The following is a 21,934-nucleotide window of genomic DNA, read 5'->3' as shown; positions in this document are numbered from 1 at the left end:
AGTCTGCTCGGCCACGCCGGGTTCATTCACACCTTCTGACATGAAACGAAGCGACTTCCGTTTTCTCGAACGCCTGCGGGTGCGCTGGGCCGAGGTCGATCTGCAAAAGATCGTCTTCAACGGCCACTACCTGATGTACTTCGACACCGCCGTCGGCGGCTACTGGCGCGAACTCGCCATGCCTTACACCGACACCATGCACTACCTCGAAGGCGACCTGTACGTGCGCAAGGCCACCGTCGAATACGAAGGCTCGGCCCGCTACGACGATGTGCTCGACATCGGCGTGCGCTGCGGGCGCATCGGCAACACCTCGATGGTGCTCAACTGCGCCGTCTTTCGCCAAGACCAGCTGCTGGTCAGCGGTGAACTGGTCTATGTGTTCGCCGACCCCGCGACGCAAAAGCCCAAGCCCATTCCGCAAGAGCTGCGCGAGGTGCTGCAGGCCTTCGAGGCCGGCAAGCCGATGGTCAACGTGCGGGTGGGCCCCTGGGCCGAACTCGGGCGCGACGCGCACCCGATCCGCAGCGCGGTGTTCGTGCAAGAGCAGGGCATTCCGGCCGAACGTGAATGGGACGAAGCCGACGGCGACAGCGTGCATGCCGTCGCCTACAACCACTTCGGCGTGCCGCTGGCGACCGGGCGCATGCTCGAACACGTGCCCGGCGTGGCCAAGATCGGCCGCATGGCCGTCAGCCAGGCGATGCGCGGCAGCGGCGTGGGCCGCGCGGTGCTCGAAGCGCTGATGGACGCCGCCCGCGAGCGCGGCTACCGCGAGGCAGTGCTGCACGCACAGACCTCGGCCGCGCCGTTCTACATCCGCGCGGGCTTTGCGACGCGCGGGCCGATGTTCGAAGAGGTCGGCATCCCGCACATCGAGATGACGCGCTCGCTTTGAGGCGGGCGCCTCGTCCGAATCAGGCCGCGTTGGCGGTGGGCGGTGGCCGGCGGCGCTTGGGCACCTGCGGCTTGAGCAGGCTGCGCACACGGGTCTTGCGCGCGGCCGGCAGGTGTTCGCCTTCGGGGGCGAGTTCGCTCTCGAGCACGGCCTCTTGCTCGGCGGCCTCGGCCGGTGCCGTGTCGCTGTAGCGCGGCGGCCAGTTCTTCAGCGCCACGCGGCGCAGCAGGGCCATGCCGCCGATGGGGCTGAAGGTGCGTTCGAGCACGTGCGTCACGAGGCGCTTGTTGACGCGCTCGGTGATGACGAGCGTCGAGCAGCGCGTGCCGTAGTTGTTGTCGGGCGAGCGGATGAAGGCCGACGACAGCACGCGTTCCCACTCGTGCGAGACGCCGGTGCTGGGCAGGCGGTCGTCGCTCGCGGGCGTGCGGTCGGCCAGGGCCTCGAACAAGCGCGCGGCCAGGCCATCGACCGTGTCGGTGTCGGCCATCGCATCGCGCACGCGGTCTTTCAGGGCGCTGACCTTGGGCCAGTCGGTGTCGAGCGATGCGTTCGACAGGCCGTAGAGGCCGCGCTCCAGCCGCAGCGGGTGGGCGTCGTGGTTCGAGCCCCAGAAGCATTCGCCGGATTGGAAATCGGCCGCCACGAGGTTGAAGCCGTTGTAGCCGGCGAGCGAGGTGCGCATCCAGAAGCGGTCGGTGGTGGTGTCACCGGCCAGCCAGCGCGTGACGATCTCGCCGCGCGACGGCGCGGCCGGGTCCATGCGACCGGGCGCACGCACGTTGGTCAAGAGCGCGAGCCGGCCCTGGGCGGTGAGGCCCAGCCAGGTGCCGCCGGCTTCGAGGTCGCGCCCGCTCAAGATGTCGGGCAGACCGGGGCCGGGCGACCACCAGCCCAGGCGCGTGGCCTGGCGCTTGAAGAATTCGTCTCGATTCGTCGCGATCACGAGCGGAAAGCGGCGGGACTGGTCGATGGCCAGAGCTACGAGGCACATGCGTCGAACACCTCCACGTGCCGCTCGCCGACGATCCAGCCCGAGAGGGCGGCCCGGGCTTCGTGCTCGATCTGCGTGCGCAAGGCATCGCCGATTCCGTTCGAAGCCGCGCCGTTCGCGGGCAAGGGGGGCAGGGCGTAGGTTTCCATCCAGGTGTGCATTCCATCCACCACATCGGGCCGGCGCAACAAGCGCGCCTGAAGACCGACGAAGCGACTCTGCAAACGGTGTTGCAGCGCGGTCGCGGCGGCCTGCAAAGCAGGCGCGTCCACGACCTTCGCTCGATAGTAGATGAACAACTCACGCACTGGGATGCCGCCGGCGGGGTGGTGTGAACTGTTGCCGTGACGGGCGACGCTTACTTCGTGGCGGCGTGCGCGGCGGGTGGTTTTCTCGCGCCCGCGGGGGTCATGCAGAGACTTCCGTCGGCACCTCGTAAGGCAGATCGACCTGCCTGAGCACGGGCCCGTCGGCCGCGCCCAGGTGCAGGCTGCCCTCGTGCAGCGCCGCGAGCTTCACCTCGACCAGCAGCGCGCAGCCTGCAGGGCCGAGGCTCGGTGCGGCGTTGGCCACGAGGCCGGCGGGCTGGCCCGGGTCACCGCTGTGGAAGACCTCTTGCCCGGCCTGCGCCGGCACGCCGCTCTCGAACAGGAACACGCGCCGCTTCGTCGTGCCCCGGTACTGGCTGCGGGCGACGATTTCCTGGCCGGGGTAGCAGCCCTTCTTGAAGTCCACGCCGCCGATCAGCTCGTAATTCACCATCTGAGGCACAAACTGGTCGGCCGTGGCCGCTTCGATGCTGACCACGCCGCTGTGCACTTCGCCCCACTGCCAGGCCTCGGGCGACAGCGCCTGGATGGGCGGCGCGGCGACCGAGGCATCGGCCAGCCACAGGTAGCGCTGGGTGCCGGCCGCGTCGGGCAGGCGGACCACGGTGGCCTCGCCCAGCTCGGTCTTGCCCCACACCGAGAGTTCGTCGGCCAGGTGGCCCAAGAGGCCGCGGGCCGAGGCGCCGGCCAGGCCGTAGAGGCGCACTTCGCCGCTCGCGTCGCTCAGCTTGCACTTGGCGCGCAGCACGAACATCGACAGGCGCTTCAATGTTGCTGCCAGCACGTCGCTGCGGCAGGCAAGCAGCACTTCTTCGGCGCCTCGCTTGCAGCCGATGAAGCTCGCGAGCAATCGGCCCTTGGGTGAGCAGTAGCCGGCCAGCCGCGCGCGGTCGGTGCCGAGCAGGGCGAAGTCGTTGGTGAGCTGGCCGTGAAGGAAGGCCGCGGCGTCTGCGCCTTGTGCGCGAATCACGCCCCAGTGAGGCAGCGCCACGGCGCCGTCGAGCAGGTTTTGCGTCGTCATGCGGCGATTATCATCAGCGCCCATGTTCGCGTTCACCCCAGGGGCGTTGCCGCACCCGCTCAACCCGTGAGAGCCCTGCGCCGCCTGATCCTGCTGGCCGTGCTGGTGCTGGCGGCGCTGGCCGGCGCCACGGCCTGGTGGTTGCAACGGCCGCTGCCGCTGGCGGCTACCTCGGTCGAAGTCTCGATCGAAGCCGGCGCCACGCCACGCGATGTCGCGCTGCTGTGGACGCAGGCCGGTGTGCAGACCCACCCGCGCCTGCTGTTCGAGTGGTTTCGCTGGTCGGGCCAGGACCGAAAGATTCGCGCCGGCAGCTACCAGATCGGCCAGGGCGCCACACCGCGTGACCTGCTCGACAAAATGGTGCGCGGCGATGCCCTCATGGCCCGCGTGCAACTCATCGAAGGCTGGACCTTCCGGCAGTTTCGCGCCGCACTCGCCAACGCCGACAGCCTGAAGCAGACCACCGCCGCTTTGAGCGATGCCGAGTTGATGGCCGCCATCGGCGCGCAGGGCCTGTCGCCCGAGGGGCGCTTCTTCCCCGACACCTACGCCTACAGCAAGGGCGCGAGCGACCTGGTTGTGCTCAAGCGCGCCTTCCACACCATGCAGCGTCAGCTCGAAGACGCCTGGGCGCAGCGCGCGCGAGACCTGCCGCTCAAGTCGCCCGACGAGGCCTTGATCCTGGCGTCCATCGTCGAGAAGGAAACCGGCACGCCGAGCGACCGCGCCATGATCGCCGGCGTGTTCATCAACCGCCTGCGCATCGGCATGCCCTTGCAGACCGACCCGACGGTCATCTATGGCCTGGGCACGGCCTTCGACGGCAACCTGCGCAAGCGCGACCTGCAAACCGACGGCCCCTACAACACCTACACCCGGGGCGGGCTGCCGCCCACGCCGATTGCGATGCCCGGAAAGGCCGCGCTGCGGGCCGCGGTGCAGCCGCAAGCCACGCGGGCGCTGTACTTCGTGGCGCGGGGCGACGGCAGCAGCCAGTTCAGCGACACGCTGGACCAGCACAACCGTGCGGTCAACCAATACCAGCGCTGAATGGCAATGAGCGGACGTTTCATCAGCTTCGAAGGCATCGACGGCGCCGGCAAGTCCACGCACATCGAGGCGCTGGTCGAACGGCTGCGCCAGCGCGGGGCCGAGGTCGTGTCCACCCGCGAGCCGGGCGGCACGCCGCTGGCCGAGTCGCTGCGCGAGCTGGTGCTGCACCGGCCCATGGACGCGCTGACCGAGGCGCTGCTGGTCTTTGCCGCACGGCGCGACCACATCCAGGCCGTGATTGCGCCAGCGCTGGCGCGCGGGGCGACGGTCGTGTCTGACCGCTTCACCGATGCCAGCTTCGCCTACCAGGGCGGGGGCCGGGGCTTCGATGCCCAGGTGCTGGGCACGCTCGAAACCTGGGTGCAGGCCGGCCTGCAGCCGCACCTGACCTTCTGGTTCGACCTGCCCGCCGAGGTGGCGGCCGAGCGCCGCGCCGCCGTGCGTGCGCCCGACCGCTTCGAGCAGCAAGACACCGCCTTCTTCGAGCGCGTGCGCGCCGGCTACCAGGCGCGTTGCGACGCCGCCCCGCAGCGCTTCGCGCGCATCGACGCCCTTCAAGCGCGCGAGGCCGTGTGGGCCCAGGTGCTGGCCGTGCTGGAGCAGCGCGGGTGGTAGCCGTGCCAGGCGTGGTCCACGCCGACGGCCAATTGCCGCTGCCCTGGCTCGCCGAGCCGCTGGCGCGTGCGCTGCACACGCAGCGTGGCCATGCGCTGCTGGTGCACGGGCCGCAAGGCATCGGCCAATTCGAGCTGGCGCTGACGCTCGCGCAAGCCTGGCTGTGCGAAACCCAGGCTGAAACCCAGGCGAGCCGACAGCCCTGCGGCCAGTGCGCGAGCTGCAAGCTGGTACAGGCCCGCTCGCACCCCGACCTGCTGGTGCTGCTGCCCGAGGCCTTGCGCGCGACGCTGGGCTGGGGCGAAGAAGCCGAAGCCAGCAGTGACGGCGAAGGCAAGTCGAGCAAGGCCAAGCCCAGCAAAGAGATCAAGGTCGAGGCCGTGCGCGCGGCCGTGCTGTTTGCGCAGACGACCTCGGCGCGTGGGCGCGGCAAGGTGGTGTTGATCCACCCGGCCGAGCGCATGAACGCCATCGCCGCCAACACCTTGCTGAAGACGCTCGAGGAGCCGCCCGGCGAAGCCCGCTTCGTGCTCAGCTGCGGCGCACCCGATGGCCTGCTGCCGACCATCCGCAGCCGTTGCCAGGCCGTTCCGCTGGGCCTGCCGCCGGTCGAGGCCGCCACGGCGTGGCTCGCCTCGCACCAGGTGGCACAGCCCGAGGTGATGCTGGCCGCAGCCGGCGGGCAGCCGCTCGATGCACTCGACTGCGTGCAAGAGGGCATCGACGCGGTGGCATGGTTGCGCTTTCCGAAGCAGGTGGCGGCCGGTGACGCCAGCGGGCTGGCGGCCTGGGCCTTGCCGCGCCTGCTCGATGCCTTGCACAAGCTCTGCCACGACGCGATGTGCGTGGCCTGCGGGGCGGCGCCGCGCTACTTTCCGGCGACGGTTGTGCCCACCGGCGCGTCGCTGGCCGATCTGAACAACTGGGCCCGGGCGCTCGCGCGCACCAGCCGCCACGCCGAGCACTCGTGGAATCTGCCGTTGATGGCCGAGTCGCTGGTGCAGCAGGCGCGCGCAGCGTTGAATCCTCCTCGTCAACCCGGGTCTTTGGGCAAAAGGCTGCCGGTACACTCGCGCGAATGAGCGAACCCACGGCACCCAGTACGCGGACACCGAGCCTGACCCCCGCCGCTTCGACGCCCCGGCCCAGCGTCATCCAACTGGTGTTTCGTGAGAAGGGGGCGCTCTACGCGGCCTACATCCCGCTCTTCTCCGACGGTGGCCTGTTCGTGCCGACCACGCGCGAATACCGGCTGGGCGAAGACATCTACCTGCTGCTTTCGCTGCCCGAAGACCCGCAGCGTTACCCCGTGGCCGGCAAGGTCGCGTGGATCACCCCGGTGAACGCCTCGGGCGGCCGCACGCAGGGCGTCGGGGTGCGCTTTCCGGCCGACGAGAAGACCCGGCTGCTGAAGATCCGCATCGAAGAAATCTTGGGCACGTCGATCTCGTCGTCCAAGCCCACGCAAACGATCTGAGCTGATCACTTCGATCGCTGTTCGATCACCACCGGCAACTTGGCCGGTGAGGCCTGGGCCGGCACGGCCCTTGATACGCTGCTTTCCATGTACGTCGATTCGCATTGCCACCTGAGCTTTCCTGAACTGCGCGCGCGCCTGAGCGAGATCCGCGCCGACATGGCCGCTGCCAAGGTGGACCGCGCGCTGTGCATCTGCACCACGCTCGAAGAGTTCGACGACGTGCATGGGCTCGCGATGGCGCACGACAACTTATGGGCCAGCGTGGGCGTGCACCCCGACAACGAAGGCGTGCGCGAGCCCGGCGAAGACGAACTGGTGGCGCTCTCGCAGCGCCCGCGCGTGGTGGCCCTGGGCGAGACCGGGCTCGACTACTACCGGCTCAACGGCCGCACGGTGGCCGACATGGAATGGCAGCGCGAGCGCTTCCGGGTGCACATTCGCGCAGCGCGGCGCACCGGGCTGCCGTTGGTGATCCACACCCGCAGCGCGTCGGGCGACACAGTGGGCATCTTGCGCGACGAAGGGCAGGGCCGCGTGGGCGGTGTCTTCCACTGCTTCACCGAAACCATGGACGTCGCGCGCCAGGCGCTCGACCTGGGCTTCTACATCTCGTTCTCGGGCATCCTGACCTTCAAGAACGCAGCCGACCTGCGCGAGGTCGCGCGCTTCGTGCCACTCGACCGTTGCCTGATCGAGACCGACAGCCCCTACCTCGCGCCCGTGCCCTATCGCGGCAAGACCAACAACCCTTCGTACGTGCCCTTCGTGGCCAAGCAGATCGCCGAGCTGAAGGGCTGCGAGGTCGAGGCCGTGGCCCGCCACACCAGCGACAACTTCGAGCGCTTGTTCGCCCGCGTGCTGGCGGCTTGAACTCGCGGTCGGGCGTAAAAAGCGCGGCCTCAGGGTTCACCCGAAAGGCGTGAGCAAAGGTGTCCCGGGGATGACATCCTGACCTGTGGCGACGGGCACAAACGCGGGCAAACCTCACGAACCGCGCGTTTTGTCCGACAGTCGTGTCAGTGAACTTCTGATGCCGCTTATGGCGCGGCCCCGACTGTCGGCCTTGAAGGTCGGCTCCTACAGTGCAACGCATCGACAGCTTCTTCTGGAGACCGACATGCAAAGCACCGAGACCGTCGTCAACAACCCGTTTGCGTTGATGCTGAACCCGGACCAGGTCTTCCAGGCCATCGGGCGTTCTGAGCGCCTGGAGCGTCTGCAGCGCCGCGTGTGCCGCCCGCTCGACAAGCCGGTGCTGCCGCGTACGCCGGCCGACCTGAGTGACTTCGACAAGGCGCTCGACGGCGAAGCCGACTCGCTCGAATAAGACATCGCAGAAGCCTTCGGCTTCTGAGCGACCGGCCCCCTCGGCTCGTCGCTACTTCAAGCCTTCTCTCACCCGCACCCGCAAGGGCGCCGCAATGGCGCCTTCGTCCGCGGGGGTATTCACCGGGGCAGCGGTCGGTCTCACCGAGACACCGCCTGCCGCAGGTGCCGCGCCGCCACCGTTCGATGTGGCCAGGCGCTCCAGCAAACGATCGAGTTCCACGCGTGCCTGCGCTTGCGCCGGATCGGTGGGCCCTTGCGCCATCTCCATCGGGTCGGTCGTGTCGACGGGCTCGTCGCTAGGCACGGCGTTCGGCGGTTCTTGCGGCAGGGGCCGTTCGTCGGCTGTGTCTTCATCGACCCAATCTTGGGGAGGCGGTGCATCGAAGCGCCGCGTGGGCGACAGGGCCGACTGCGGGAAGCTCGCATTGGCATCGACCGCCTTCGACTTGAGCGCGTCGCGGAAGAAGTCGCCCACCAGCAGCACTGCGTTGTGCCCGCCCTGGCCCCAGTGGTTGCTGCGCATCGTGACGCGCGAGTCGTTGAAGCCCACCCACGCGCCCACCACCAGTTGTGGGTGCATCAGGATGAACCACCCATCGGTGTTGTTTTGCGTGGTGCCGGTCTTGCCGGCGATGTCGGCCACGATGCCGAAGCGCGAGCGCACCTGCGCGCCGGTGCCGCGCTGAACCACGCCTCGCATCATGTCGGTCAGCTCGATGGCCGAGCCGGGTGACAGGGCCCGCTGGCTCTTACCGCCGAAGACCGCGAGCGCATGGCCGTGGCGGTCGCTGATCTTGTTGACGAAGATCGGGGGGTGGTAGGTGCCTTGCCGCGCGATGGTGGCGTAGCTGCTGGTCATCTCGAGCAGGGTGACGGGGCTGGTGCCCAGCGCGAGCGAGGGCACGGGGTCGAGCTTGCTGAGGTTCACACCCATCGCCTGCGCGAGCGTGGCGACGCGGTGGATGCCCACCTCTTGCATCACCTGCGCGGTGATGGTGTTCTTTGAATGCACGAGCCCGTCCCGCAGGCTCATGGGCTGGCCACTGAAGCCCTGCATGTCGGTCGGCTTCCAGGTCTTCCCGCCGCCCAGGGCCACCTCGACCGGTTCATCGACGTAGGTGCGCAGGGGCCCGATGCCCGCTTCGAGCGCGGCGCCATAGACGAAGGGCTTGAAGGTCGAGCCCGGCTGGCGCTGGGCGCGGGCCACGTGGTCGTACTGGCCTTGCGCGAAGTCGCGGCTGCCCACCCACACGCGCACTTCGCCGGTGGCGGGGTCGATGGCCACGAGTCCGGCTTCGAGCCGCGTCTTGCGGGCCTTGGCCGCGGCCAGCGATTCGGGCTGTGCGGCCACCTGGCGCAGGGCGTCGTCCGGTGCCGTGCCTTGTTCGACGAGCTGGCGGTAAGGCGTGCTGTCGCGCAGTGCGGCTTCGAGCAGCCGGGGCCGCTGCCGCCACCAGTGGGCAAAGGGCTCGATGCGCGGATGTGCCGCCGCGTACGCCGCGATCGAGCGGCTGGCCACGGGCATCGACGCGGCACTCCATTCCACGTCGGCCACGCGCTGCAGTGCGAGCGTCTGTTCTTCGACCGCGCGCGTGGCGGCCTGCTGCAGGCCGGCATCGAGCGTCGTGTGGATCACCAGACCGTCGGCGTAGAGGTCGTGGCCGTGGGCCTCGGCCCAGTCGATGAGCCAGCGCCGCGCGTGGGCCGCGAAGTGCGGCGCCATGCCCAGACTCTCGCTCTCGCGGTTGAACTGCACGCGCAGCGGCGTTTGCGACAGGCGCTCGACCTCGTCGCGCGTGAGCAGGTCTTGTTTGGCCATCTGCGCGAGCACCACATTGCGCCGCTCGCGCGCCCGCTCGGGAAAGCGCACCGGGTTGTAGTAGTGCGTGCCCTTGAGCATGCCCACGAGCGTGGCCGCTTCCAGCGTGTCCAGTTCGGCCGCGCTCTTGTCGCAGTAGGTCCGTGCGGCCATCTCGATGCCCACCACGTTGTAGAGGAAGGGCACGGTGTTGAGGTAGGTTTCGACGATCTGCTGCTTGCTGTAGACGCGCTCAATGCGCATCGCCGTGAACAGCTCTTTCAGCTTGCGGTGCACCGAGCGCGCGCGGCCGATCTCTTCAGGAAAGAGGTTGCGCGCGAGTTGCTGTGTGATCGTCGAGCCGCCTTGCGTGTTGCCCTGCAAGGTGTGCACGACCGCACCCAGCGTGCGGTAGACGTCCACGCCCTTGTGCTCGAAGAAGCGGTGGTCTTCGGTGGCGATCAGCGCTTCGACCACGCGCGGCGAGATGCGGTCGAGCGGCACAGGCTCTTGCTGGTCGCGGCGAAAGGTGGTGAGCGTCTGGCCGTCGCGCGAGAGCATCACGCTCGGCTGCGCCGATTGCATGGCGCGCAGTTCGCCAAGGCTCGGCGTTTGCAGGTAGACGGTGCCCACATAGCCCGCAAGCCCCAGCACCCCGAGCACGCTGGCGCCCAGCAGCCACAACAAAGCGCGCCGCAGGCGCCAGCGCCTGGGGCTGGGTGGCACGGCCGGCTCAGCCACCGAAGCCGTCGTTGCGCTTGACCACCCACTCGTTGCCGACCTCGGCCTGCACTTCGAGCACCAGGTCTTCGATCACCTCTGGCGGCACGCAGCCCGCGAAGCGCTCGGCGAGGATGTGATCGGCCAGGCAGGGCCCGTCCTCGGGGAAGAGGTAGTTGCCTTCGTCGTCGTGCGGGACCAGGTCTTCGGGATCGGCATAACGCGTGGCGAACCACCGCCACATGGCGAGCTTTTGCAGGCGCGGCGCCGCCGTGCGCAGCCAGCGCTCGTTGGGCTCGAAGCGCGGGGCGTTGACGTCGCCGGCCTCGGCAGGCAGGGGCACGAGCTTTCCATCGGTGATGCGATCGGCCACGGTCATGACAGCCTCCTGGTGGGGTGGTCGTGTCTCTGGCAAGCGGCGTGCCCTGGTGCCCCAGCCGACACGCCCGTCCGGCCCGACCTTCTTGCAGCAAAAACTACCTGTCGTGAAGGGTTATTGGCGGGCCGCAGTGCGCGCGCCCGGCGGCGCCTGCGCGGGCTTGGGCACGGCGATTGCCACCCCAGTGGGGCTGTCGCCGGCACCCGGAGTACGTACCAATGACGAACCGCAGGATGAGTTGGGGAACGATGTGCGTGCGGCCTTGAGCACCGGTGCGATGGGCGCCGTGTCTTGGCGAGAACTCGCGGTGCACGACCCGCACCGCGTGGTGGACGCTGCCACGGGCTGCACCCGCGACGATTTGCGCCATTTCGCTGAGCTGGCCGCCCCCTGGTTGATGCCTCAACTGGCCGGGCGCGCACTCGCCCTGGTGCGCGCGCCGGGCTCACCTCTGGGCCCGGCCACCGAAGTGCACACGGCGTGGTCCGGCGAACTGCTCGGGGTGCGACGCCGCCCGGGGCCCGGCGTAGGGCTCGAGATCGACGCCGAAGAAGGCCTGCTGCATGCACTGTTCAACGACTTCGTCGAATTTCGAACCGGCCACGGCCTGCCCGACCCGGAGGCGCGCGCAGCCGGCGAGGCCCAGCCCGACCGCATGGTCTTGAGCCTGGCGCCCGGTGCACGTGGCGGCTGGGACGACGTCGCCGAGGCGGCGTTGCTTGCGCGCCAGGCCTTGCTCGACCTGGGGCTGGCGTGCCACGCCAAGACCAGCGGCGCCGAGGGTCTGCACCTGCAACTGCCCCTCTTGCCGCGCTGGCCTTGGCCGGTGGTGCACGCCGCCGCCGAAGCGCTGGCGGCGCACCTGTGCCGGCAAGGGGCAGGGCGGCTCGGCTTGCACGCCGATGCGCCGGGGGTGCGTGTGGACTGGCGCGCCAATGGTCGCGGGTCACGCCTCACGGCTGCGTACTCACCCTGTGCGCAGCCCGGTCTGGGCGTGTCAGTGCCGATCGCTTGGTCTGAGCTGGCGCACCTCAACGGCGGTGACCACTGGAACGTGTTTTCCCTCGCGCATCGACTGACCGCGCTCGAGGGGGCGGACCCGTGGGCCGCGCCGGCCTTGGCGGGGCAGCGGCTCGACGACGCGCTGCGGGCCTTGGGCTTTCCGCTGCCCTGCGCGGGCTGACACGCCGCTGCGCAGGCGGCGCGGCCTCGGGGCTTCAGGCCGCCCGGCGGCGGGCGCCTTTGGGGCTGGCCGGTGCTTTGGTCGTGGCCTTGGCGGACGGCTTGCTGCTGCCCTTGCGCGAGGCTGGCGGGGCATTGCCGCGGGCAACGCGCGGCTCGGTCGCTGCTGCTGCGCGCGAGTCCGAGGCCTGGCCTTTGACGCGGGCGGTCGCACCGCGCGGACGATCGGCGCTGCCGCGGTCGGCGACCTCGTTGGCGGCCGCACCGGTGCGGCCCTTGCCCTTGAGGCTACGGCGCAGCAGGTCGGTCAGGTCCACGATCTCGGCGCTTTGGGGGGCGTCTTGCGGGGTCGTCGTGACGTTGAGTGTCTGCGTCTCGCCCGCTTCGATCTTGTGTTTCGCCAGCGCCATGATCTCGTCGCGGAACGAGTCTCGGTGCTCATCGGGCTTCCAGTCGCTGCGCATGTCGGCCACCAGCTCGGCGGCCATATGGCGTTCTTTGGCCGACAGCTTGGTGCCGCTGGGCAGGCTCAGCTCGTCGGGCGAGCGGATCTCATTCGCCCAGCGCAAGGTGTTGACCATCAACATCGGCCCCACGGGAACGAGCGCCGCGAGGTGTTGCTTGGTCTGGATCACGAGCTTGGCCACACCCACCACGCCGGCTTCGACGAGCGTGTCGCGCAGGAGCGCGTAGACCTTCTGGCCTCGGCCCACCGGGGCCAGAAAGTAGGGCGTGTCGAAATAGAAGAACGGGATCTGGTCTGCCGGCACGAAGCTCTCGATCTCGAGGGTCTGCGTGCTCTTGGGCAGTGAGGCCTTGATCTCGTCCTCGCTCAGCAGAACGTAGGTGTCGTCTTCGCCCTTGATGCCCTTGACGATGTTGTCCTGGTTGATGGCTTTGCCGGTCTCTTTGTTGATGCGGCGGTAGCCGACCGGTTGCATCGACCGCTTGTCGAGCCAGTCGAAGTCGATGTGGTCCTGCCGCGCGGCGGGGTACAGCGCCACGGGAATGTGCACCAGCCCGAAGCTGATGGCGCCTTTCCAGAGGGCTCGCGGTGTGGCCATGGCGGCCGTTTGGCAAGTGACGTGCCGGCCCGGCTCAATCGCGCTAGACCATGTCGCCCGGCCGCACCCAGCGGTCGAAGTCGTCGCCGCTCACGTGGCCGAGCGCGAGCGCCGCTTCGCGCAGCGAGCTGCCCTCGGCATGGGCCTTCAGCGCGATCTTGGCCGCCTTGTCGTAGCCGATGTGCGGCGCCAGCGCGGTCACCAGCATCAGCGAGCGCTCGACCAGCTCGCCGATGCGCGCGGCATTGGCCGTCATGCCGCGCACACAGTGCTCGTCGAAGCTCATGGCGGCATCGGCCAGCAGGCGGATGCTCTGCAGCAGGTTGTGCGCGATCAGCGGCTTGAACACGTTCAGCTCGAAGTGCCCCTGCGCTGCGCCCATGGTCACCGCCACGTCGTTGCCGATGACCTGGCAGCACGCCATGGTGAGCGCTTCGCTCTGTGTCGGGTTGACCTTGCCCGGCATGATCGAACTGCCCGGCTCGTTGGCCGGCAGCGTCAGCTCGCCCAGGCCGCTGCGCGGCCCCGAGGCCAGCCAGCGGATGTCGTTGCCGATCTTCATCAGCCCGACCGCGGCCGACTTGATCGCCCCATGCAGCGTGACCAGCACGTCGTGCGCGGCGAGTGCCGCGAACTTGTTGGCCGCGCTCGTGAAGGGCAGACCGAGTTGCTGCGCCAGCGCCGCCGCCGCGCGCGCGCCGAACTCGGGGTGGGTGTTGAGCCCGGTGCCCACCGCCGTGCCGCCCACGGCCAGCTCGAACACCGGCTGGCGTGCAGCCTCGATGGCGTGCTCGGCCTGCGACAGCTGCGCGACGTAGCCCGACAGCTCTTGCCCCAGGGTTAGCGGCGTGGCGTCTTGCAAGTGGGTGCGGCCGATCTTCACGAGCTGCGCGTACTCGGCCGACTTGGCCGCCAGCGACTCGCGCAACGCGGCCAGCGCGGGCAGCAGCCGCGTGCTCACCGCCACGGCCGCGGCCACGTGCATCGCGGTCGGAAAGATGTCGTTCGACGACTGCCCGAGGTTCACGTGGTCGTTCGGGTGCACGCGCCGCGCCATGCCGCGTGCGCCGCCCAGGCGTTCAGACGCCAGGTTGGCCAGCACTTCGTTCATGTTCATGTTCGTCTGCGTGCCCGAGCCGGTCTGCCACACCGACAGCGGAAAGTGCTCGGCCCATTCGCCTGCCGCAATTTCAGCAGCGCACTGCGCAATGGCCTGGCCCACGTCGGCCGGCAGCAGCCCGAGCGCCACGTTGACCTCGGCGCACGCACGCTTCACGCTGGCCAGCGCGCGGATCAGCTCGGCCGGCATGCGCTCGGTCGAGATGCGAAAGTGCGCCAGCGAGCGCTGTGTCTGCGCGCCCCAGAGCCGGTCGTCGGCGACCTGCACGGCGCCCATCGAATCGCGCTCTTCGCGGCTGCCTGCGGCGGGTGTAACGGGTGCGAGGGTCACGGTGCCGTCCTTTCGAGCTGTGGTGTCGGGCGCTGTTTTTTTGCAAGTGGTGCCGGGTTCATTTGTAAAACTTGCCGACCAGATGAGCCTTGAGGCGGCCGAAAGGCGCAAAAAGTCCTGGCGAGCCCCGTGCCTGAAGGGGCGTTCGATCGCGGGCCTGGGCATGCCGATTGCCCGAATTCGAGATCGGAGCTTTGCACGCACACACCATGACTGCCTCGGCCGCCCCACTCGACCCGCACCCCATGCGCGTGTTGTACGTCGAAGACCAGGAAATCAACATCCTCGTCATGCAAGCCCTTGTCGCGATGCGGCCCGGCGTCGAATTGCGCATCGCCATGAACGGCGAGGAGGGCCTGCGCGTGGCGGCCGATGGCAGCTATCGCCTGCTGCTGCTGGACCTGCGCCTGCCCGATTGCCACGGCACCGACTTGCTGTCGCGGCTGCGTGCGCTGCCCGCGTTGGCGCACGTGCCGGCCGTGGCGGTGACGGCCGACGTCTCGACCGACATCGCGGGCTCAGGCTTCGTCGAGCTGTGGCCCAAGCCGCTGCATGTGCCTGACACGCTGCGTGCCCTCGACCGGCTGCTGAGCGGTCCGCCCGGGGCGACGACCTGCGAGCCCGGTGGTTCCTTGCGCGAGACCGACACCGACTTCGGCCACTTCCCGGGGGCGAGCTCGTTGCGGCGGTCTTTGGCGCGAGGCGCCTCGATGTCGATCGCTCAGATCGCCTGACACGCCAGGCCCGAGACGCTGCCTGAGCCAACGCCTCCGACATGACTTGAACCGCGCAGACCTGCTGCCGCGCAACGCGACCGCCATGCCCGTCATCTTCGATATCACCCACACCACGCATTACCGCTACGCCACGCCCGTCCAACTGGGCGAACACACCTTGCTGTTTCGACCGCGGGGCAGCCACGACCTGCGGGTGCTCGCCAGCGACCTGCAAGTCACCCCGCCTGCGCAGGACATCCGGCTCATCCAGGACGTGTACTCGAACTCGGTCGCCATCGTGCGCCCGCAGCCCGAAGCGAGCGAACTCAAGTTCGTTGCCAGCTTCACCGTCGAGCACACCGGCACGCGGGCGCTCGACCTGCCGCTCGATGCCGCGGCCGAGAAGTACCCGTTCGACTATTCCCCCGAAGACCGCATCGCGCTGCAGCACTACCTCATGCCGTTCTACGACGACCCGCAAGGGCGACTGGCCGAATGGGCGCAGCAGTTCATGTCGGCACCCGGCGAGACCGGCAGCCGCGACCTGCTGGTGAAGATGAACGCCTTCATTCGCGACACGATGCGCTACGAGGTGCGCAACCAAGAGGGCGTGCAGACGCCCTACGAAACGCTCGACCGCCAATGCGGCTCGTGCCGCGACTACGCGACGCTGATGATCGAAGCGGCACGCTGCCTGGGCTACGCCGCGCGTTTCGTCTCGGGCTATGTGCACACCCCGTGGCTCGATGACGACAACGCGCCGGGCGCAGGGGCCACCCATGCCTGGCTGCAGGTGTACCTCCCGGGGGCCGGGTGGATTCCCTTCGACCCCACCAACAACCTCGTCGGTGGCACCGACCTCATCCGTGTCGGCGTGGCTCGGCATGCGAGCCTCGCGTCACCGGTCACCGGCACTTGGACGGGGCGGCCCGGGGATTTTTTGGGGATGGAGGTGGATGTGCAGGTGAGGAAGACCTGAGGCTCGCGCGCCCCAATCCGTTCACCTTGTGGCGCTCACCCGCTCCTCAGGGGGCACACGTGGGTTCGTTCTTCGCCTCACGGGAGTCGGCGCCGGGTGTGCGCCCGGCCGCGCACCTGAATGCGGATGGGGCTTTGCCCCTTGCCCCCAAGTTGCGCGGACTCGATCAGCCCACCAGACGCGCGAGCCGCTGCTGAATGATCCCGTGCGCTTCGGCCATGATCCGGTCGATCAGTTCCTTCACCGTCGGCACGTCGTGGATCAAGCCCGCGACCATGCCGCACGACCAGGCGCCGGCGTCCATGGCGCCTTCTTTCATGATCTTCGGGTAGACGCCGGCGACCTCGGGGAGGATGTCTTCGAACTTGATGTTCGCGCCCAAGGCCTTCTCTTTTTCGAGCAGGCGCTCGACGGCCGCGTTGGTCAGCACGCGTTCGGTGTTGCGCAGCGGGCGCATCACGAGGCGGGTGTCGAGTTCGCTGGCGGCGACGATGGCGTCTTTCACGTTCTGGTGAACGGGCGCTTCTTGGGTGGCGATGAAGCGCGTGCCCATGTTCATGCCGTCGGCGCCCAGCGCGAGCGCGGCGACGAGCGAGCGGCCGTCGGCCATGCCGCCCGAGGCCACGAACGGGATCTTCAGCTCTTCGGCCGCGCGCGGCAGCAAGATGAAGTTGGGCACATCGTCTTCACCGGGGTGGCCGCCGCACTCGAAGCCGTCTACGCTGACCGCGTCGCAGCCGATGGCTTCGGCCTTCAGTGCGTGGCGCACCGAGGTGCATTTGTGGATGACCTTGATGCCGGCTTCTTTCAGCGCGGGCATCCACTTCTGCGGGTTGTTGCCGGCGGTCTCGACCGCCTTCACGCCGCCGTCGATGATGGCTTTCACATAGCCGGGGTAGTCGGGCGGCGTCACCGAGGGCAGGAAAGTCAGGTTCACGCCGAAGGGCTTGTCGGTCATCTCGCGGCAGCGGGCGATCTCTTGGGCCAGCAACTCGGGCGTGCGCTGCGTGAGGCCGGTGATGATGCCCAGGCCCCCGGCGTTCGACACGGCGGCGGCCAGCTCGGCGAAGCCGACGAAGTGCATGCCGCCTTGGATGATGGGGTGCTCGATGCCGAAGAGTTCGGTGATGCGGGTCTTCATGGGGTGGGTCCTGTTTCGACTGTTGGAATGAGAGCGGTTGCAAGGTGATGAAGGGCGGGTATGGCAGGCCATCGCACACCCTCATCCGGTCCTCGGTCCACAAGGCGCGAGGGCGGGTTGGCTTCGGTTGGCTGGGGTCAGGCCGGTGGCTTCATCGCCGCCACGGCCGCGGCGCGAATCTGCCGCTTGAATATCTTGCCCGATGGCGTGCGCGGCAGGGGCGCGTCGGCCTTCACCAGGTAGCGTGGCATCTCGAAGCGTGCGAGGTGGCCCTCGAGAAAGCGGCGCAGCTCGTCGAGGTCGAGCGTGGGGCTGCCGTGCACGGTGGCGCCGACCTCTTCGCCCAGGCGCTCGTCGGGCACGGCGTAGACCGCGGCCTCGTGCACGTCGGGGTGCAGCAGCAGGGCGGCTTCGACCTGGCCGCAGCCGATGTTCTCGCCGCCGCGAATGATGATGTCCTTGAGGCGGTCGACGATGTACACGTAGCCCTCGGCGTCGATGATGGCCCCGTCGCCCGTGCGAAACCAGTCGCCGTCGAAGACCTGGGCGTTGGCTTCGGGCTGGTTCCAGTAGCCGGTGAACACCGCGGTGCCGCGGACCCACAACTCGCCTTGTTCGCCCGGGGGCAGGGTTCGGCCGCGCTCGTCGGTGACCTTCAGTTCGAGCACCTGCGAGCAGCGGCCTGAGCTGGTGGGGTGGGCCAGGTAGTCGGGACCGGCAATGCCGGTGCCGATGGCGTTGGTCTCGGTCATGCCCCACCCAATGTTGGGCGCGGCCTGCGGGAAGCTGGCGTCGATTTGGCGCACCTGCTCGGGCGCGCGCGGGGCCCCGCCGCCGCCCACGATGAGCAGTGTGGCGAGGCTGTACTTGCCCGACTGCGCCACGCGCACCAGGTCGCCCGTCACCGCGGCCGGGCCCGCCACCGAGGTGAGGCGTTGCCGGTCGATCAGCTCGGCGGCGCGCTCGGCGTCCCAGCGGTACATGCTCACCAGGCGGCGCTGCCCACGGTAGCTCGCGAGGTACGAGTTGTGCAGCCCGGTCACGTGAAAGAGCGGCACGGCGAGCAAGGTGCCGGGTTGCTCGGCCGGCACCGGCGGTGTGGTGCCATCGACGGTGTTGCGGATGGTGATGTCGAGTTCCCACGAGAGCAGGGCCGACAGCACCATGCGGTGCGTCGAAGGCACGCCCTTGGGCCGGCCGCTGGAGCCCGAGGTGTACAGCATGATGGCCAGATCGTCGGGGGCGATGCCGACCGGCGGCATGGGCACGTCGCCGATGGCGTCGGTCAATGCACGCAGCGACCGTGCGCCCTCGGGCAGCTTGTCTGCGCGCACCGCCAGCACCTGCAGGCCTTCGATCGGCGGGCGCTGCGTCAGGCGGTCGAGCCGTTCGGCGTCGGCGATCAGCACTTTCGCGCCGCAGTCGGCCAGGCCGTGGGCCATCTCGTCGGCTTGCCAGTGCGCGTTCATCGCGACGGCGACGGCGCCGACCGAGGTGGCCGCGCAGAACGACAGCATCCACTCGGGGTAGTTGCGCATGGCGATGGCCACGCGGTCGCCGGGGCGCACGCCGCAGTCGTGCACCAGCACATGGCCGATACGCGAGGCCGCCTGCCACGCCTGCCGGTAGGTGTAGCGCGTGTCGTCCTCGCTGTAGGCGAGGAAGGGCAGGTCGCTCAGCGTCGATTCGAACAGCCCACGCAGCGAGGCCGGCGCGTTCTTGAAGGCGCGCAGGCGGCGGCCTTGCACCACCACGTCTTCCAGCTCGAAGGGCTGGCCGGGGGCGGTGAGGAGGGCAACCGCCTCGGGTCGGGTCATGGCTTGCATCGGCGCCTCGGCGTGGGTGAACGGGACGGTCGGCGGCTGGGGCGGGGCGCTTCAGCGGCCGGTGAACACCGGCTCGCGCTTCTCGACGAAGGCGCGCGCGGCGTTGCGGTGGTCTTCGGTCTGCGCGCAATGGATGTGGTGCGTGGCTTCGAGGTCGAGGCACTCGTCCACCCCGCCGGCCATCGCGCGGTTGAGGTTTTCTTTCATGTAGCGGTAGGCCACGGCCGCGCCCTTGGCCAGGCGCTGGGTGATTTCGCACGTGCGCTCGGCCAGTTGCTCGGGCTCGGCCACCCAGTTGGTCAGGCCCAGGCGCAGGGCTTCGTCGGCGCTGACGCGGTCGCTCAGCATGTACAGCTCGCGGGCCTTGGCGGCGCCGATGAGTTGCGTCATGAAGTAGGTGCCGCCGTAGTCGCCCGCGAAGCCGACCTTGGCGAAGGCCGTGGTCAGGATGGCGCTGCTGGCCATCAGCCGCAGGTCGCAGGCCATGGCGAGCGACAGGCCCGCACCCGCCGCCGGGCCGGGAATGACGGCCACGGTGGGCTTGGGCATCTTGAAGAGGCGGCCCGCCGTTTCGCGCTGGCTGTGGCGCTGCTGGTGGATGGCTTCGTCGATGGTGCGGTTGCTGGCTGCGCCGCCGGCCATCGCCTTCACGTCGCCGCCGGCGCAGAAGGCCTTGCCGGTGCCGGTGAGCACGATGCAGCGCACGGCCGGGTCGAACTCGGCTTCGACCAGTTGCTTCTGCATGGCCTGCAGCATGGGCCGCGACAGCGCATTGCGTGCCTCGGGGCGGTTCATCGTGAGCGTGAGCACGCCGTCTTCAAGCGAGGCGAGCAGGTCAGGGGTGCCGGTGTCGAGGGGGGTCATGGGTGAGTCTCTTGAGAAATTGGATTCGTGGGGCTGCGTCGATGGGGAAGGTGACCGCACCCGGTTTGGGCCGGCGTCGCCGCCACCGGTGGCGCAGCTCAGGCGAGCAAGCCCAGCTCGCGTGCTTCTTTTTCGTAGTGGGCGTACGAGTTCTTCAGCGTCGCGCCGTTCAGGATCATTTCGGCCGCCAGCGTCTTCGTGCCCGCTTCATAAACCCGCGTGCGCACCCAGACCGACTCGGTGCGGGCGCTTTCGCTCAGCGCGACGATTTCGCGTTCAAGGTCGTAGCTCTGGCCGACGAAGAGCGGGCCCTTCACCAAGCGGATCTGCTGCCCCGCGAACAGGCCCACGGCCGGTCCGCGGCCTTTGAGCGCCGCGCGGTTGACGGTGCTGCCGAGCAGCACGCTGATCATCTCGATCGGGATGATCGCGCGGCCCCAGGGCGACGAGGCACCGCCTTCGGGCGTGTACCAGGGCGAGGGCTCGGTGATCACCTTCAGCTTCGAACCCAGCGTGAACGGGTAATAGTCGCCCATGTGCTGCTCGTGGCCCATCGAAATGGTCTCGGGCGCGGCGCCGCGCTGGCCGACCTTGAGGTCGCGGTTGATCACGAGGCCGGTGGTCGGGCGCAGCTTGGCGATGCGTTGCGGAATCTCATGCGCCGAGTCGGGCACGTCGCCCACCGACGCGGTACCGGTCAATACCGGCGTGCCGTCGCGCTTTTCAGCCCAGATTCGCACCACGCGTTGGCCGTTGGCAGGCGGCTGCACGAAGGCCCGCACCTCTTCGCCTTCGACCACCATGTTCTGGTAGTGCGCGCTGATGCAGCCGGTCTCGAACCAGTCTTTCCCGAAGAGCTTGAACAGCAGCGGGTCGAACTGGCTGAAGTGCGTGGGGCCTTCGATGGGGCCGGCCTTCAGGCCCAGCTCTCCGGCGGTCTTGTCGTCGTGGATCGACAGGTGGCCGTCGTAGGTCTGCTCGGCCAGCATCTGGCGCGGCTGGCGCAGCGGGCCACAGAGCGCCGGGACGGGAAAGTCGGGAAACGCAACGGTCATCAAGGGCCTTTCGGTCGAAGAACGGGCGAACACAGCGCCCGGCGAGAGGCAAGGCACGGGCGACAGTGGAGCGGCAGCATAGCCCCGAGTCCCGGGTGACGCAGTCGCGTTGGGGGCAGCATTTCGTGGCGCGCTGAGAGATGATCCGCAGTGGTTCGGCCGGCACATTCGCCACCCGGCTTCTTCACATCCACACGACGCACAAGACCATGCAAATCAACGTCACCACGCCCCCGCCCGAAGGTTGCATCGAGACGCAAGTCGTCGGCCACGTGCTGCTGATCGGCCTCAACCGACCCGCCAAGCGCAACGGCTGGACGCCGCAGATGTTTTTGCAACTCGCCGAGGCCTACACCCGCCTCGAAGACGACCCCGAACTGCGCGTGGGCGTGCTGCATGCCTTCGGCGACCACTTCACCGCCGGCCTCGACATGCCCTCGGTGCAGGCGCACCTGGAAAAGGGCCTGAAGATGATCCCCGAGGGCCTGGTCGAGCCGCACGACTTCGGCAAGCCCGGCTACCGCCGCCGCAGCAAGCCCGTGGTCGCCGCGGTCAAGGGCATCTGCTTCACGGTCGGCATCGAGCTGATGCTCGGCGCCGACATCGTGGTCGCGGGTGAAGACTGCCGCTTCAGCCAGAAAGAGGTGCAACGCGGCCTGATGCCCGGTGGCGGTGCCACGCTGCGCATGTCCGAGCGCGCGGGCCTGGGCAACGCGATGCTGCTGCTGCTGACCGGCGACGAGTTCGACGCACCCACGGCCTATCGCCTCAACTTCGTGCAAAAGCTCGTGCCCAACGCCCAGGTGCTCGACGAGGCCCTGGCCATCGCGCAGCGCATCGCCGAGCAGGCCCCGCTGGCCGTGACGGCCACGCGCCTGAACGCGATCAAGGCCGTCGAAGAAGGCCCGGCCGCGGCGGTGGCCGATTTCGCCGCCATTCAAAAGAAGATCTACGCCAGCGAAGACTGGGCCGAAGGCGTGCGCTCGTTCGTCGAGAAGCGCGCGGCGGTGTTCAAGGGCCGCTGAGCGGGCCCCGGGC

22 protein-coding genes are annotated in these 21,934 nt (G+C 68.9%); 11 read left to right on the top strand and 11 right to left on the bottom strand.

The window, feature by feature from the left end:
* Positions 1–40: 40 nt before the first annotated feature.
* Positions 41–898, top strand: a complete 858-nt coding sequence (locus AC1KAT_RS00270; RefSeq protein ID WP_480321584.1) for a YbgC/FadM family acyl-CoA thioesterase — start codon at positions 41–43, stop codon at positions 896–898.
* A gap of 19 nt (positions 899–917) precedes the next feature.
* Here AC1KAT_RS00270 and AC1KAT_RS00265 read toward each other — a convergent pair whose 3' ends face one another.
* The 3 genes from AC1KAT_RS00265 to ygfZ all read right to left on the bottom strand — a co-directional run bounded on the left by AC1KAT_RS00265 (position 918) and on the right by ygfZ (position 3,242).
* The gene (locus AC1KAT_RS00265) at positions 918–1,892 is read right to left on the bottom strand and encodes an NRDE family protein (protein ID WP_480321582.1); all 975 of its coding nucleotides are present in this window, start codon (positions 1,890–1,892) and stop codon (positions 918–920) included.
* Positions 1,880–2,191, bottom strand: coding sequence for a DUF4936 family protein (locus AC1KAT_RS00260; RefSeq protein ID WP_480321581.1), 312 nt, complete (start codon positions 2,189–2,191; stop codon positions 1,880–1,882). Before AC1KAT_RS00260 ends, AC1KAT_RS00265 begins: the two co-directional genes overlap by 13 nt.
* Positions 2,192–2,300: 109 nt before the next feature.
* Complete coding sequence (gene ygfZ, locus AC1KAT_RS00255) at positions 2,301–3,242, bottom strand: CAF17-like 4Fe-4S cluster assembly/insertion protein YgfZ (RefSeq protein ID WP_480321579.1); 942 nt, start codon at positions 3,240–3,242, stop codon at positions 2,301–2,303.
* 66 nt (positions 3,243–3,308) lie between these two features.
* Between ygfZ and mltG the strand changes: the two genes are divergently transcribed.
* The 6 genes from mltG to AC1KAT_RS00225 all read left to right on the top strand — a co-directional run bounded on the left by mltG (position 3,309) and on the right by AC1KAT_RS00225 (position 7,720).
* Positions 3,309–4,295, top strand: coding sequence for an endolytic transglycosylase MltG (gene mltG / locus AC1KAT_RS00250; protein WP_480321577.1), 987 nt, complete (start codon positions 3,309–3,311; stop codon positions 4,293–4,295).
* A complete protein-coding gene (gene tmk, locus AC1KAT_RS00245; protein WP_480321575.1) occupies positions 4,296–4,913 on the top strand; it encodes a dTMP kinase in 618 nt (205 codons plus the stop codon).
* Positions 4,907–5,995 (top strand): DNA polymerase III subunit delta', encoded by a 1,089-nt coding sequence (gene holB, locus AC1KAT_RS00240; protein WP_480321573.1) that lies wholly within the window; start codon positions 4,907–4,909, stop codon positions 5,993–5,995. Before tmk ends, holB begins: the two co-directional genes overlap by 7 nt.
* On the top strand, positions 5,992–6,390 hold the full coding sequence (locus tag AC1KAT_RS00235) for a PilZ domain-containing protein (RefSeq protein ID WP_480321571.1): 399 nt from the start codon (positions 5,992–5,994) through the stop codon (positions 6,388–6,390). The genes holB and AC1KAT_RS00235 overlap by 4 nt, the downstream gene beginning before the upstream one ends.
* An 87-nt stretch (positions 6,391–6,477) precedes the next feature.
* Positions 6,478–7,263 (top strand): TatD family hydrolase, encoded by a 786-nt coding sequence (locus AC1KAT_RS00230; RefSeq protein ID WP_480321570.1) that lies wholly within the window; start codon positions 6,478–6,480, stop codon positions 7,261–7,263.
* A gap of 247 nt (positions 7,264–7,510) precedes the next feature.
* Positions 7,511–7,720, top strand: a complete 210-nt coding sequence (locus AC1KAT_RS00225; protein WP_480321569.1) for a hypothetical protein — start codon at positions 7,511–7,513, stop codon at positions 7,718–7,720.
* A gap of 51 nt (positions 7,721–7,771) precedes the next feature.
* Here AC1KAT_RS00225 and AC1KAT_RS00220 read toward each other — a convergent pair whose 3' ends face one another.
* Both AC1KAT_RS00220 and AC1KAT_RS00215 read right to left on the bottom strand, forming a co-directional pair.
* A complete protein-coding gene (locus AC1KAT_RS00220) occupies positions 7,772–10,261 on the bottom strand; it encodes a penicillin-binding protein 1A (protein WP_480321568.1) in 2,490 nt (829 codons plus the stop codon).
* A complete protein-coding gene (locus AC1KAT_RS00215; RefSeq protein ID WP_480321566.1) occupies positions 10,254–10,619 on the bottom strand; it encodes a hypothetical protein in 366 nt (121 codons plus the stop codon). Before AC1KAT_RS00215 ends, AC1KAT_RS00220 begins: the two co-directional genes overlap by 8 nt.
* A gap of 277 nt (positions 10,620–10,896) precedes the next feature.
* Between AC1KAT_RS00215 and ligD the strand changes: the two genes are divergently transcribed.
* A complete protein-coding gene (gene ligD, locus AC1KAT_RS00210) occupies positions 10,897–11,802 on the top strand; it encodes a non-homologous end-joining DNA ligase LigD (protein ID WP_480321564.1) in 906 nt (301 codons plus the stop codon).
* 34 nt (positions 11,803–11,836) lie between these two features.
* On the opposite strand, the gene ku is transcribed toward ligD, so the two are convergent.
* Positions 11,837–12,865, bottom strand: a complete 1,029-nt coding sequence (ku, locus tag AC1KAT_RS00205) for a non-homologous end joining protein Ku (protein ID WP_480321562.1) — start codon at positions 12,863–12,865, stop codon at positions 11,837–11,839.
* A 43-nt stretch (positions 12,866–12,908) separates the two neighbouring features.
* Positions 12,909–14,315 (bottom strand): class II fumarate hydratase, encoded by a 1,407-nt coding sequence (gene fumC, locus AC1KAT_RS00200; RefSeq protein ID WP_480321560.1) that lies wholly within the window; start codon positions 14,313–14,315, stop codon positions 12,909–12,911.
* A 209-nt stretch (positions 14,316–14,524) separates the two neighbouring features.
* Between fumC and AC1KAT_RS00195 the strand changes: the two genes are divergently transcribed.
* On the top strand, positions 14,525–15,049 hold the full coding sequence (locus AC1KAT_RS00195; RefSeq protein WP_480321558.1) for a response regulator: 525 nt from the start codon (positions 14,525–14,527) through the stop codon (positions 15,047–15,049).
* 46 nt (positions 15,050–15,095) lie between these two features.
* On the top strand, positions 15,096–16,010 hold the full coding sequence (locus AC1KAT_RS00190) for a transglutaminase family protein (protein WP_480321556.1): 915 nt from the start codon (positions 15,096–15,098) through the stop codon (positions 16,008–16,010).
* A gap of 166 nt (positions 16,011–16,176) precedes the next feature.
* Here AC1KAT_RS00190 and AC1KAT_RS00185 read toward each other — a convergent pair whose 3' ends face one another.
* The 4 genes from AC1KAT_RS00185 to AC1KAT_RS00170 form a co-directional block, all read right to left on the bottom strand.
* Positions 16,177–17,151 carry an NAD(P)H-dependent flavin oxidoreductase gene (locus AC1KAT_RS00185; RefSeq protein WP_480321554.1) on the bottom strand — a complete coding sequence of 325 codons (975 nt, stop codon included), beginning with the start codon at positions 17,149–17,151 and terminating at the stop codon, positions 16,177–16,179.
* Between the two features lie 137 nt (positions 17,152–17,288).
* Positions 17,289–18,977, bottom strand: a complete 1,689-nt coding sequence (locus AC1KAT_RS00180) for a class I adenylate-forming enzyme family protein (RefSeq protein WP_480321551.1) — start codon at positions 18,975–18,977, stop codon at positions 17,289–17,291.
* A gap of 51 nt (positions 18,978–19,028) precedes the next feature.
* Positions 19,029–19,841, bottom strand: coding sequence for an enoyl-CoA hydratase (locus AC1KAT_RS00175; protein ID WP_480321549.1), 813 nt, complete (start codon positions 19,839–19,841; stop codon positions 19,029–19,031).
* 98 nt (positions 19,842–19,939) lie between these two features.
* The gene (locus AC1KAT_RS00170) at positions 19,940–20,896 is read right to left on the bottom strand and encodes a hypothetical protein (RefSeq protein ID WP_480321547.1); all 957 of its coding nucleotides are present in this window, start codon (positions 20,894–20,896) and stop codon (positions 19,940–19,942) included.
* A gap of 209 nt (positions 20,897–21,105) precedes the next feature.
* Here AC1KAT_RS00170 and AC1KAT_RS00165 point away from each other — a divergent pair, with 209 nt between their 5' ends.
* Positions 21,106–21,921 (top strand): crotonase/enoyl-CoA hydratase family protein, encoded by an 816-nt coding sequence (locus AC1KAT_RS00165; protein ID WP_480321545.1) that lies wholly within the window; start codon positions 21,106–21,108, stop codon positions 21,919–21,921.
* Positions 21,922–21,934: the final 13 nt, after the last annotated feature.

This window comes from Piscinibacter sp. PDB5-1, assembly GCF_056676035.1.
Note: the sequence above shows the minus strand (reverse complement) of the source record. Positions and strands in the feature narration are given on the sequence as shown.

Excerpts from the sequence above, each read along its gene's own strand:
- AC1KAT_RS00225 (WP_480321569.1), top strand. The coding sequence starts at position 7,511 with ATGCAAAGCACCGAGACCGTCGTCAACAACCCGTTTGCGTTGATGCTG.
- tmk (WP_480321575.1), top strand. The coding sequence starts at position 4,296 with ATGGCAATGAGCGGACGTTTCATCAGCTTCGAAGGCATCGACGGCGCC.
- AC1KAT_RS00180 (WP_480321551.1), bottom strand. The coding sequence starts at position 18,977 with ATGCAAGCCATGACCCGACCCGAGGCGGTTGCCCTCCTCACCGCCCCC.
- AC1KAT_RS00235 (WP_480321571.1), top strand. The coding sequence starts at position 5,992 with ATGAGCGAACCCACGGCACCCAGTACGCGGACACCGAGCCTGACCCCC.
- AC1KAT_RS00170 (WP_480321547.1), bottom strand. The coding sequence starts at position 20,896 with ATGACCGTTGCGTTTCCCGACTTTCCCGTCCCGGCGCTCTGTGGCCCG.
- ku (WP_480321562.1), bottom strand. The coding sequence starts at position 12,865 with ATGGCCACACCGCGAGCCCTCTGGAAAGGCGCCATCAGCTTCGGGCTG.
- ygfZ (WP_480321579.1), bottom strand. The coding sequence starts at position 3,242 with ATGACGACGCAAAACCTGCTCGACGGCGCCGTGGCGCTGCCTCACTGG.
- ligD (WP_480321564.1), top strand. The coding sequence starts at position 10,897 with ATGGGCGCCGTGTCTTGGCGAGAACTCGCGGTGCACGACCCGCACCGC.
- AC1KAT_RS00215 (WP_480321566.1), bottom strand. The coding sequence starts at position 10,619 with ATGACCGTGGCCGATCGCATCACCGATGGAAAGCTCGTGCCCCTGCCT.
- AC1KAT_RS00195 (WP_480321558.1), top strand. The coding sequence starts at position 14,525 with ATGACTGCCTCGGCCGCCCCACTCGACCCGCACCCCATGCGCGTGTTG.
- AC1KAT_RS00230 (WP_480321570.1), top strand. The coding sequence starts at position 6,478 with ATGTACGTCGATTCGCATTGCCACCTGAGCTTTCCTGAACTGCGCGCG.
- AC1KAT_RS00185 (WP_480321554.1), bottom strand. The coding sequence starts at position 17,151 with ATGAAGACCCGCATCACCGAACTCTTCGGCATCGAGCACCCCATCATC.
- AC1KAT_RS00165 (WP_480321545.1), top strand. The coding sequence starts at position 21,106 with ATGCAAATCAACGTCACCACGCCCCCGCCCGAAGGTTGCATCGAGACG.
- AC1KAT_RS00270 (WP_480321584.1), top strand. The coding sequence starts at position 41 with ATGAAACGAAGCGACTTCCGTTTTCTCGAACGCCTGCGGGTGCGCTGG.
- AC1KAT_RS00265 (WP_480321582.1), bottom strand. The coding sequence starts at position 1,892 with ATGTGCCTCGTAGCTCTGGCCATCGACCAGTCCCGCCGCTTTCCGCTC.
- AC1KAT_RS00175 (WP_480321549.1), bottom strand. The coding sequence starts at position 19,841 with ATGACCCCCCTCGACACCGGCACCCCTGACCTGCTCGCCTCGCTTGAA.